The organism is Carnobacterium pleistocenium FTR1 (assembly GCF_000744285.1).
Taxonomy (GTDB): Bacteria; Bacillota; Bacilli; order Lactobacillales; family Carnobacteriaceae; genus Carnobacterium_B; species Carnobacterium_B pleistocenium.
In genome coordinates this window covers 1355094-1367016 of the sequence record NZ_JQLQ01000002.1, presented here as the reverse complement: position 1 = coordinate 1367016, position 11923 = coordinate 1355094, and the positions used below count along the sequence as shown (strand labels likewise).

7 protein-coding genes are annotated in these 11923 nt (G+C 39.1%); all 7 read left to right on the top strand.

The features are described from left to right. Window positions 1–108 precede the first annotated feature (108 nt). The 7 genes from BP17_RS06595 to addA all read left to right on the top strand — a co-directional run bounded on the left by BP17_RS06595 (window position 109) and on the right by addA (window position 11754). Entirely contained in the window at window positions 109–567 is a 459-nt protein-coding gene (locus BP17_RS06595) for a hypothetical protein (protein ID WP_035052778.1), read from the top strand. Between the two features lie 30 nt (window positions 568–597). Then, window positions 598–1302 (top strand): tRNA (adenine(22)-N(1))-methyltransferase, encoded by a 705-nt coding sequence (locus BP17_RS06590; protein WP_035052776.1) that lies wholly within the window; start codon window positions 598–600, stop codon window positions 1300–1302. Further along, window positions 1299–2423 (top strand): Nif3-like dinuclear metal center hexameric protein, encoded by a 1125-nt coding sequence (locus tag BP17_RS06585; RefSeq protein WP_035052774.1) that lies wholly within the window; start codon window positions 1299–1301, stop codon window positions 2421–2423. Before BP17_RS06590 ends, BP17_RS06585 begins: the two co-directional genes overlap by 4 nt. A gap of 28 nt (window positions 2424–2451) precedes the next feature. Further along, the gene (gene pepT / locus BP17_RS06580) at window positions 2452–3687 is read left to right on the top strand and encodes a peptidase T (protein WP_035052771.1); all 1236 of its coding nucleotides are present in this window, start codon (window positions 2452–2454) and stop codon (window positions 3685–3687) included. A 3-nt stretch (window positions 3688–3690) separates the two neighbouring features. Beyond that, entirely contained in the window at window positions 3691–3948 is a 258-nt protein-coding gene (locus BP17_RS06575) for a DUF1294 domain-containing protein (RefSeq protein ID WP_035052768.1), read from the top strand. Window positions 3949–4336: 388 nt separating this feature from the next. Next, window positions 4337–7957, top strand: a complete 3621-nt coding sequence (locus BP17_RS06570) for a PD-(D/E)XK nuclease family protein (protein WP_035052765.1) — start codon at window positions 4337–4339, stop codon at window positions 7955–7957. Further along, window positions 7954–11754, top strand: coding sequence for a helicase-exonuclease AddAB subunit AddA (addA, locus tag BP17_RS06565; RefSeq protein WP_198022518.1), 3801 nt, complete (start codon window positions 7954–7956; stop codon window positions 11752–11754). The genes BP17_RS06570 and addA overlap by 4 nt, the downstream gene beginning before the upstream one ends. The last annotated feature ends 169 nt before the right edge of the window (window positions 11755–11923 follow it).

The window sequence follows — 11923 nt, the reverse complement described above, 5'->3', positions numbered from 1 at the left end:
ATGAGTATTACTTGGGCGACCTTCTTTTCATGCCTAGAGATAAAGATGAACGATTGATAAAAAACTGGTATAATAATAAACGATGTAAGCAATGAAGGGATGAATGACATGTTATCATTTGAAGAAAAAAAGGCTATTTTTGATAGTTACGAGGAATTAACAGCAACAAAGGTATCAATGAACCGCTTGAATTACCATTTTAAAGATAGTGCAGTACCTAAAACAATGGCGATCCGTTTCCTTCACCCGAATGGAAATGCGCTGATTTATGCAGGCTATTTGCCTAAAGAAGAAACCGATAAAGGGTACATCTCAGTTAGAGACGAAACGGAAGAAACTATCCGTTCATTAGTGGATCAAGCGATTGCTTATTTAAAGAAAACAGCTGATGGCTATGAAGAAGGCTATACGGAGTTATGGTTTGACAATAATGGCGATATTTTACGCTTAGTCTATGATAATCCTACATGGCTTGTCACATTGCCAAATGATCAAGTTGAAGGGGTATTTCATTCTAAAGATGCCGCAGAAGGTTACCTAATGGATGAAGAGTTCTTCGAAGGATAAGCAATTCATTAAAAGAAAGAAGTGATAAGTATGGATGAAAGTCAATTATCGCTCCGTTTAAGCAGAGCTGCGTCTTATGTTGAACCGGGTGATCGTTTAGCAGATATCGGTTCTGACCACGCTTATTTGCCTTGCGCTTTAGCAAGTGAGGAAAAAGTTGCTTTTGCAATAGCGGGAGAAGTTGTTGAGGGTCCATTTCAAGCGGCACAGAGCCAAGTGAAGCGCTTAGGGTTAACAAAAAAAATTAGTGTTCGTTTAGGCAATGGCTTAGAAGTGATTGCTCCAGAAGATGAAATAACGGCTATTACAATATGTGGCATGGGCGGTTTATTGATTACGGCTATTTTAGATAGTGGGCTTGAAAAAGGCCATCTAACTGGCAAAGAGCGGTTGATTCTGCAGCCGAACATAGGCGAAAGGACCTTGCGCGAATGGTTAGTCGCTCATAGTTACACCGTTACGGCTGAAGAACTGATTGAAGAAAATGACAAAATCTATGAATTGATGGTCGCGGTGAAAGATCCGGCAAAGAAACCAACAGCCACCGCAACTCAATTAACATTTGGTTTTCATTTGAAAGATGAAAACTCTGCTATTTTTAAAAAGAAGTGGCAAAAAGAACTTGAAAAAAATCAACGCATTCTTGCTAGTTTATCAAAATCAAGTACAGCTCAAACAGCTAAAAGTGAAAAATTCCAAGCAGAAATCCAAGAAATAGAAGGGGTGCTGAAATGACTGAGACATATGGAAGTGAGTTTATCCAAAAATTTGAATCATTTGCTCCAATAGAATTGGCCGAAGCGGGGGATCCGGTTGGGTTAGCAGTAGGAAGCTTAAAGAAACCGATTAAAAAAATGATGGTCACGTTAGATATCCGACCTGAAGTCGTGCAAGAAGCGATCGAACGACAAGTTGATTTTATCTTTGCTCATCATCCACCTATTTTTCGTCCCATCAAAAACTTAGCTACAGACGATGCACAAATCAAGATGTACGCTGATTTATTGAAGTATGATATTACCGTTTATGCAGCTCATACGAATCTTGATGTAGCGACCAATGGTATGAATACTTGGTTAGCGGATGCATTAGCATTAAAAGACACCGAAATTATGCATGTAACAAAAAGATTCTCCTATAAAAAAATTGCGGTATTTGTTCCTAAAGAAAATGAATCAGAGGTTCGAAAAGCGTTAACGGATGCGGGAGCAGGCCAAATAGGCCCCAATTATAAAGATTGTACGTATACGTTTGAAGGTGTAAGCCGGTTTACACCAATCAATCAGGCTGATCCTACGATTGGAGAAGTTGACCAAGCTGAACGTGTAGCTGAAGTTCGAATTGAAGTCGTTTTTCCGGAACACTTGACTCAAACGATTGAAAAAGCTTTGTTTGAGGCTCATCCATATGAAGAACCGCCATATGATTTATATACCATTGAAAATTTTGGTGATGAATATGGTTTAGGAAGAGTAGGGAACTTAGCGGAACCCATTTCGGTTCATGACTTTGCTCAAAAAGTGAAGGCTATTTTTGGAGTAGCAGGGTTGCGTTATGTTACGCCTGATAAAGATAAACTGATCCAACGTGTAGCAGTATGTGGCGGAGATGCAGGGAAATATTACCCGGATGCGCTTAAAAAAGAAGCAGATGTTTTTATCACTGGTGATGTCTATTACCATACGGCCCATGATATGTTAGCTGATGGACTAAGCGTGATTGATCCAGGTCATCACGTCGAAAGTATTTGTAAACCACGGTTGGTCGACTTGTTTACACAATGGAAAACAGAAGCTGACTGGGATTTTGACATCATTCAGTCGGAGTTAAATACGGATCCTTATAGATTTATCTAAAAACAGTTTTGGAAGGAAGGTATCTTTTATGTATGAAAATCTTGTGCCACGCTTTATTCGTTATGTGAAAACAGAAACCCGATCTGATGAGAACAGTTCAACGATTCCTTCAACGCAAAACCAAGTTGAATTTGCTAAGACGTTGATGGAAGAATTAAAAACGATTGGACTAAGCGACATTGCTTACAATAAAGACAATGGCTATGTGACGGCCACTTTGCCAAGCAATACCAAAAAAGAAGTTCCAACTGTTGGTTTTATTGCTCATTTAGATACGGCTGACTTTAATGCAAAAAATGTAAACCCGCAATTCCACGAGCAGTACAATGGAGAAACAATTGTTTTAAACGAAGAACAACAAATTGTTTTAGATCCTAACGAGTTTCCTAATTTAAAAAATTATATTGGCCAAACATTGATCACGACCGATGGAACAACTTTATTAGGAGCGGACGATAAAGCTGGGATTGCTGAAATTATGACGGCAATGGAAATATTGCTTCATGATCAATCGATTGAACACGGCGATATTCGTGTTGGTTTTGGTCCAGATGAAGAAATCGGTATCGGAGCCGACCGATTTGATGTCCCAGGATTTAATGCAACCTTTGCTTACACTATGGATGGCGGTCCAGTTGGCGAATTAGAATTCGAAAGTTTTAATGCTGCAGCAGCTGTCGTTAAGATCCAAGGAAAAAATGTTCATCCAGGTACAGCTAAAAATACGATGGTAAATGCTGCGAAAATCGGTATGACTTTTGATGCTTTACTGCCTCAAGAGGAAGTGCCAGAAAAAACAGAAGGTCGTGAAGGATTTTATCACTTGGTGGGAATCACTGGTGAAGTTGATGAAGCAACATTAACGTATATTATTCGAGACCATGACCGCGTTAAATTTGAAGCGCGTAAAGCCTTTATGCTGGAACAAGCGGCCAAATTAAACGAAGGTTATGGAAGCGAACGAATCACTATTGACTTAAATGATTCTTACTACAATATGGGCGAAATCATTGAAAAAAATATGACCGTAGTCGATATCGCTGAAGAAGCAATGAAAAATCTTGCTATTAAACCCATCATTGAACCGATTCGTGGCGGAACAGATGGGTCTAAAATTTCCTTTATGGGTCTTCCAACACCGAATATCTTTGCTGGTGGAGAAAACTTTCATGGCCGTTATGAATTTGTTGCAGTTGAAAGTATGGAAAAAGCGACTGCTGTTATTGTCGAAATCGCGCGCCTAAATGCTGTAAAAGGAGTGTAGAGAATGATTTTTGTAGTCGGTTACCTTTTGTTGTGCAATGTTCTTCTGTTCTTGCTGATGCGCATCGATAAACAAAAGGCTATCAAGAGACAATGGCGGATCCCTGAAAAGACGCTTTTAGGTTTAGGTCTTGTTGGTGGTGGATTTGGCGGCATCTTAAGTATGCAGTTGTTTCGCCATAAAACGACCAAAGCCTCTTTCAAAGTAATCTATACTTTAGGAACGGCAGTTGCCATTTTTTTAGTTGTCTATTTTTTATAAATGTATGAAAATAAAGGTCTTAGATCAAATAGTGTGGCTGCTTCAAGATGAAAATTCTTCTGGAATGTACGGGTTTGTTTGTGAAGCCATGAGGACCACCTGAAGCCTGAAAACCATAGTCTTAAGGTTTTCAAGCCTCAACAGTCCGTAATCGCTGAAGCGTTAACGGACTGTTATTCGCATTGAATCCAATGCACGGCTACAAGCAACCCTATTCCGCTAGAATTTTTAGATGAGTCATTTCATTCATTGATTTAGCTACACCAAAAATTATAAAGCTAAAATAAACTAAAAAGACTTATACGATTTTTATTTCGTATAGGTCTTATTTTTTGCGTATGTTAAAATAAGACAGAAGGAAGTTGAATGAGAGGACGTGTGAAACACTATGGGATTGCAATTTGTTTTAGGCCGTGCGAATCGTGACAAACGTTCCGTATTGCTTGATGAGATAGCCGAAAGTTTGACCAACAATACTGAAGAGTCTATTTTTTATTTAGTGCCAGACCATATTAAATTTCAAGCTGAGATGACGATGTTAGAAAAATTAAGTGACTATCCTTATTTTAAAAAGAAACCACTAATGGGCATGATGCATTTACAAGTATTCAGTTTTACGCGCTTGGCTTGGTATTGGTTAAAAGATACGGATATTTATGCTAAACCGCAGTTGACAACGACCGGATTATCGATGCTTATTCGTAAATTATTGATTGAACATGAAGAAGATTTGACCATTTACCGTGGGGAAGTTAGAAAAGATGGTTTTGTTCAGCAAATGACTGATTTGTTTTTAGAATTGCGCAGCGGACGGATCTCACAAGTTGATTTAGATCAAATGATCCTTAATTTAGGAAATTCACCTAAAGAAGCCGATTTCAAATTGAAGTTGCAAGATTTGTCTATGATTTATCAAGCGTTTGATACAGCTTTGCTGAATAAATATATCGAGTCTGAAGATATCGTGTCCGCATTGATCCAAAAAGTAGGAGAAATCGATTTATCCGAAACGACGATTTACATTGAAAGCTACTATCAATTTACGGCTCAAGAACAAGCTCTTATTCTGGCGTTGATGAAAGTCGCTAAAAAAGTGACGATTGCATTGACCGCAGATAAAGGCTATGCCGTTGAAAAACCAGAAATGCATAATTTGTTTCAAACATCGGGTACAACGTACTACAAATTGTATCAATTGGCTCGCCAAAATAATGTGCCTGTTTATAAAGACAAGATCATTCACGAAATAGATGCAGCTTATTGCGAGGAATTAAATCAACTGGAAGAATTTTGGGTAGAGACAAGTCAGCTCACTCCAGCCATTCATGCTCCTTTAGCGGATTCCGATACAGTGGGAAATTGCATTGAGGTATGGGCAGCAGAAAATAAACAAGCAGAAATCACACATGTTGCGAAAGAGATTCGTAAACTGGTTGCTTCTGGCCATTACCGGTATAAAGATATTTTAGTCTTAACGCGCAATATGGATGATTATTTAGCCATTATAGAACCTTTATTTACCAATCAGGCCATTGAGTTATTCGTTGATAGCGCAGAAGTGATGAATCAACATCCGCTCATTGAGGTGATAGACGCGTTAGTGAGTATTTATAAACGCAATTGGCGCTACGCAGACGTGATGCGGTTGCTTAGGACAGAACTAGTGATCCCTATAACAGATGAGTTAGAGCCGCTTGCAAAAGAACGCGCACAACGTGTGAGTCAGCATATCCAGCGTACACAGGCATTCAGGGAACGGGTAGACACCACGGAGAATGTAGTGCTAGCTTATGGATACGAAGGGTATCACTGGACAAAAACAGAAGCTTGGCACTATACACGTTATTTTTATGAAGATGGGGAGTTTCAGTCAGATAATGATCAGCGTATTGAACAAATTGCCAATTCGATCAAAACAGATCTCTCAGGCTTATTGCTACCATTTTTCAAACGCTTAGAAAAAGCCAAAACAAGTAGAGAGGCTGCTAAAGAACTCTATTTATTTATGGAAAATGTTGGCGTTAAAGACCAAATTGGTTTTTGGCGCGATCAAGCTATTGAAGACAATGATCTTGAAAAAGCGCGTAAACATGAACAAACCTGGCAAACCTTTTTGCAACTGTTAGATGAGTATGTAGAGGTACTGGGAGATGAACCGTTTGATTTGGATAGCTTTTATGCTATTTTAATGACCGGCTTTGATAATGCCACTTACAGCATGGTCCCACCAAGTATTGATCAAGTGACCTTTTCAGGAATTGCAGGAACCCGCATCGGAACAGCGAAAGTCACGTTCATGCTGGGCGTTACAGATGCTCATTTGCCGGCTAAAACAGAAAATAAAAGTATTTTGACGGAAGAAGACCGCGATTTCTTTTCCTATTTCTTAGACGACACGCAGTATTTAAATCCAGCTGTTGAAGCGGTTATGGCTTCCGAACCATTTATTGCGTATCAAGCTTTCTTGGATTCTTCTGAAAAACTGATTTTTAGTTACCCGACAAGCGATGAAACAAAAAATGGCCCAAAATTATCGCCTTACGTGGATCGGATAGCAAAAGCATTCCAGCTGCCTATTCAAACAAAATTAATGGAGATTACATCCTTAGAAAACCCATCTGAAAAAGAATTATTGCAGTTTATTGGCACAAAAAAAAGTACCATTAGCCAGCTTCTAATGGTTTTGCGCAAAGAACAAGATCAAAAAGGACAACTTGCTGTCTTTTGGCAAAATCTATATATGTTCTTTAAACGCGATAAACAAGTCGCCCGTGATTTTAATCATTTGCTTGTTAGTTTAGTTAAAAAGAATCTGCCAATGCCTTTAAAAAGTTCGATTGCGACGGATCTGTATGGCAAAGACTTGTATTTATCCGTTTCTCGATTAGAAGCTTTTTATGCGGATCATTATAGTCATTTCTTGACTTATGGGTTGAAACTAAAAGAACGAGATGTTTTTGAACTGTCACCAGCAGGTACGGGAGAATTTTTTCATGACGCGCTGGATCAGTTATTTAAAACGATTATTCAAAAAAATCTGAGTTTTGATCAACTAAATGAAGAGACTCTTGAACAACTTACGGCAGAAGTGTTGACTGAACTTTATGGTAAGGCGAAATTTTCTATCTTAAGTGCCTCTAATCGAATGAAATACATTCGTGATCAATTAGGCCAGACCATCAAAAAAATGGTGTGGGTCATCGGCAATCAAAGCCGACGCACAAATATGAAGAACGTTCAGACTGAAGTTTTATTTGGTCAAGTGGCGCTTCAAAAAGGCATTGAAGGATTATCCTTTCCACTGAATAATGGCGGTACTCTCTACTTGCGGGGCAAGATCGACCGAGTGGATGCTATGTCACTTGGGGATGAGCATTATTTAAGTGTAGTAGATTACAAGTCAAGTGCCCATAAATTTAATTACCAGGATGCTTATTATGGACTAGCGATGCAGATGATTACCTACTTGGATACGGCGCTTCAAAATGCGGTTGGCTTGATCGGCCATGAAGCCAAACCCGCTGGTGCGTTTTACCTGCACGTATCCAATCCGTTTATGAAAAAAGGAACGTTTTTAGATGAGGATACGTATATCAAAGAATTACTGAAGTCGTATAAAATGGATGGCTTGTTGCTTGAAGACGAAAAAATGCTGTTATCCCTTGATCCAACGATCGAACCGACAATGGCTTCACTGGTTTATCCGTTTAATCAATTAAAAAGTGAAGCTTTAAAATCCACTAAATTCGTTACGTTAAACGAAATGACCGCTTTGCGTCAGCACAATAAAAAATTGATCATTGATGCCGGCAATAAAATCGTCGAAGGTGTCACAACGCTAAATCCTTTTTATGAAAAAAGACAGTTTATTCCAACCGTTAATGGACCGTTGCGTGCGGTTTCTCAGTTCGACGCGATGTTGCCTGAAAATAATTACCGCCGGATGGAATCATTAAAAAGAGAAGATATTCTTAAGAAAATGCAAGAAGAGGAGGAAGATGAAGAATGATGAACCCACTTCCGCTAAAACCTGAAAATAGTCAGTATACCGATGGACAATGGCAGGCGATCTATGAGTCAGGGCACAACATATTGGTTTCTGCTTCAGCTGGTTCAGGTAAAACGACCGTTCTCGTCCAACGGGTGATCGAAAAAATAAAAGCAGGCACAAATGTGGATGAAATGCTGATCGTGACGTATACGGAAGCAGCAGCTAAAGAGATGAAAGCTCGGATCCAAGTTGCAATCCAAGAAGCGGTCACGTCTGAAAGTGAACTAGCTTTAAAACAACACCTTACCAGACAAGTCACATTGATCAACCAAGCGTCCATCAGTACGCTGCATGCTTTCTGTCTTCAGGTCATTCGCCGGTATTATTACTTGATCGATTTAGACCCGATTTTCCGTTTATTGACAGATGAAACCGAGATTCTTTTATTAAAGGATAGCGTCTGGGAAGAAGTACGCGAAGCGTTATACGGCGAAGAAGACACGTTTTTTAAAACGCTGACCGCCTCTTATTCCAATGATCGAAGCGATGCTGGTTTAACAGATTTGATTTTTTCCTTATATGAATTTTCAAGAGCCAATCCTAGACCAGCTGTATGGTTGGAACAATTGTCTTATTTATACCACGTTGAAGACAAAGATCTAACGAAGGGTGTTTTATTCCAAAAATTGTTAAAACCGCAAATACTATCCGTATTAGACAGTCTGGTCGAGCTTTCTCAAGTGGCTGTTCAACAAGGAGAAGGCAGCGATGAATTGCAAAAACAAACTGAGATGGTGCGTAGTGAATGGGTAGCTTTACAAGAAATCCAAGCCCATATCAAAGAAAACAACTATCAAGAAGCGTACAATTGCTGCAAAGTAGTTGAATTTGCTCGTTGGAAGTCGGTCAAAAAAGATACGGATGAAGCGATAAAAGAAACAGCTGAAGAAATGAAACAGTTAAGAGATGAATATAAGAAGCGCTTTAAAGAATTAGCCACTGATTATTTTTCTGCTTCACCGCAAGAACAAATTGATCTTATGTTAAATGCAGCGCCGCTGGTAGAAGAAATGGCACGGGTCACGCAGTTGTTTACCGATGCCTACCGCCAACGTAAAGATGACCGCAATGTATTGGATTTTAATGATTTAGAACATTTGACGCTGCAGATCTTAGCCCGGATCCAAGATGAAGAATGGGTCCAAACGGAGGCAGCTACGCACTACCGCAATAAATTTAAAGAAGTCATGGTCGATGAATACCAAGACATCAACCAACTGCAAGAAAATATTTTACGCTGGTTAGCACAGGACCAAGCGGATCAGGGAAACTTGTTCATGGTAGGGGACGTTAAACAATCGATTTATTCTTTTCGTTTAGCGGATCCAGGATTATTTTTAGAAAAATATGAAAAATATGAACACCATCAATCTGGTGAGCGGATTATATTAGCTGAGAATTTCCGTTCTAGAGGGGAAGTCTTGCAGTTCACTAATTTGATTTTTGAACAATTAATGGATAAAGCCGTCGGACAAATGGATTATGATGAAGCCGCTCGATTAGTACAAGGATTTACCGGTTTTCCAGAACTGCAAAAGCATCAGCCTGAATTGTTGATTTATGAAAAAGGAACCAGCGACAGTGAAGATGAGGAAGAAGAGACCGAATCGATCAAATGGGATATTCGTATCGAGGATAAAACAGAAGGCGAATTATTGATGGTCGGACAAAAAATCCAAGAATTGATTGCTACCCAATTTCCAATCTATGACAAACGTTCCAAAACAACTCGACCGATCAGTTACAAAGATATCGTTTTATTGACGCCGACAAAAAAGAATAATTTGATTTTAATGGAAATATTTAAGCGGCTAGCGATCCCACTTCAAGTAAATGATACGCAGAATTATTTTCAAACGACGGAGATCACGATCATGATGTCGCTATTAAAGGTTATTGATAATCCTTATCAAGATATTCCTTTAGCAGCGGTCTTACGCTCACCGCTTGTTGGGTTAGATGAAAATGAATTGGCTGCGATCAGGATCAGCCAAAAAACGGGGGATTATTACGAAGCGCTAAAAACATTTTATCAGACTTATCCTGGTACAGAAAAAGCTAGTCGGTTTATTTCAAATGCTTACAATAAAATCGCTGGTTTTATGAGTCGCTTAAATAAATGGCGTGAAATTGCTCGTCGCGACCATTTAGTCGCGCTTATCTGGACGATTTATGACGATACAGGGTTTTTAGACTATGTCGGAGGCATGAGTTCGGGAAAACAACGCAAAGCTAACCTGCACGCTTTATATGAGCGGGCAGCTAGTTATGAAAAAACGAGTTTTAAAGGGTTATTCCAATTTGTGCGCTTTATTGAAAAAATGCAAGAAAAGGACAAAGATTTGGCAGAACCTACAGCCATATCGGAGGATGAAGATGCGGTTCGCGTCATGACGATCCATGCTAGCAAAGGACTGGAGTTTCCGGTTGTATTTGTCCTTGATTTAACGAAGAAATTTAATTTGCAAGATATCAAGAAAAGTTATATTTTTAATGAAAAATATGGTGTCGGTACGGACTATAAAGATTTGGAGCGGCGCATCCGGTACCCGTCTTTACCAGAAACGGCCTTAAAAGTAGAAAAGAAAACGAAATTATTATCGGAGGAAATGCGGAAGCTATACGTCGCTTTAACTCGGGCAGAAGAAAAATTATTTTTAGTGGGTTCCTATAAAGATGAAGAAGCTGCTTGGAAAGAATGGGGCGTTGTCAGTTCCCATGCACCAACTGTTTTGCCAGCTGATATCCGGTTCACATCTGGCAGTCTAATGAAATGGATTGGATTAGCCCTGATTCGTCACCCAGCAAGCAAAAATGAGTTTACTCCTTTCACTGCTCGCAATGGTGAAATCACAAACCACCCGGCTCATTTTACCATCCACTTTTACGATGAAAGTGCCATCCAAGAACAACTGGTTTCAAAAAATACGAATTTAGACGAAAACTGGTTAGAAAAGTTAGATCAACTAAAAGAACAAGCAACGACAGATGAACCAACAAAGCAAACGGTTCAAAAAGCGTTAGCCTTGATGAATTATACCTATGAACATGAAGGTGCTTCTCATACAACGAGTTATCAATCTGTTTCTGAGATTAAACGCTTATTTGAAGAGCCCGAAAGTGATCAAATGGTAAAAATTGATGTTAATCAACCAAGAAATCGAAATCGGTATGTTGAAGAAACCTTAGAACGTCCTTTATTTATGGCCGAATTGACCGCTCCTTCCAGTGCCGAGATAGGAACGGCCACTCACTCAGTCATGCAAGCCGTTGACTTGAAACGGCTGCCTACTGAAGAATCGATTCAGGATTTAATTGCAACCCTGATCAAGGATGGGGTTCTAAAAGAAGAAGTTGCTTCAAAAATCAAAGTAGGACAGCTGGTTCAGTTTTTTACTACACCACTAGGAAAAATGATTTTAAATGATGCAAAAGCTGTCCATCGTGAAGAACCTTTTTCACTTTTGCTGGAAGCTGAAAAAATCTTTACCGATATGAATGGTGACGCTGAAGATAAAATTTTGATTCACGGAATTATTGATGGCTTCATCGAATTGGACGATCATATCGTATTATTTGATTATAAAACAGATCGAGTTAGTCATTATGGGCCGCAAGCTGGGCAAAATATGATAGAGAAGTATAAAGGACAAATGAATCTATACCGCTCTGCATTGGAATCAATTTTAGATAAAAAAGTCACTGAAACCTATCTTTGTCTGCTGGATACAGGTGAAATCGTATTTGTTCCATAAAAAAGAGAGGCTAGTCTGTTAGGAAATGTATGTAGACATGCTGATCTAATAGCTGATTTTATAGTAACTTATCTGTCATAAAATATATAAGAATAGCTTCTTTTGAAGAGGGTAGATGCTTAATTGAATCTATTCTCTTTTTAGTGCGCCCGGCATGGGTGATAACTCG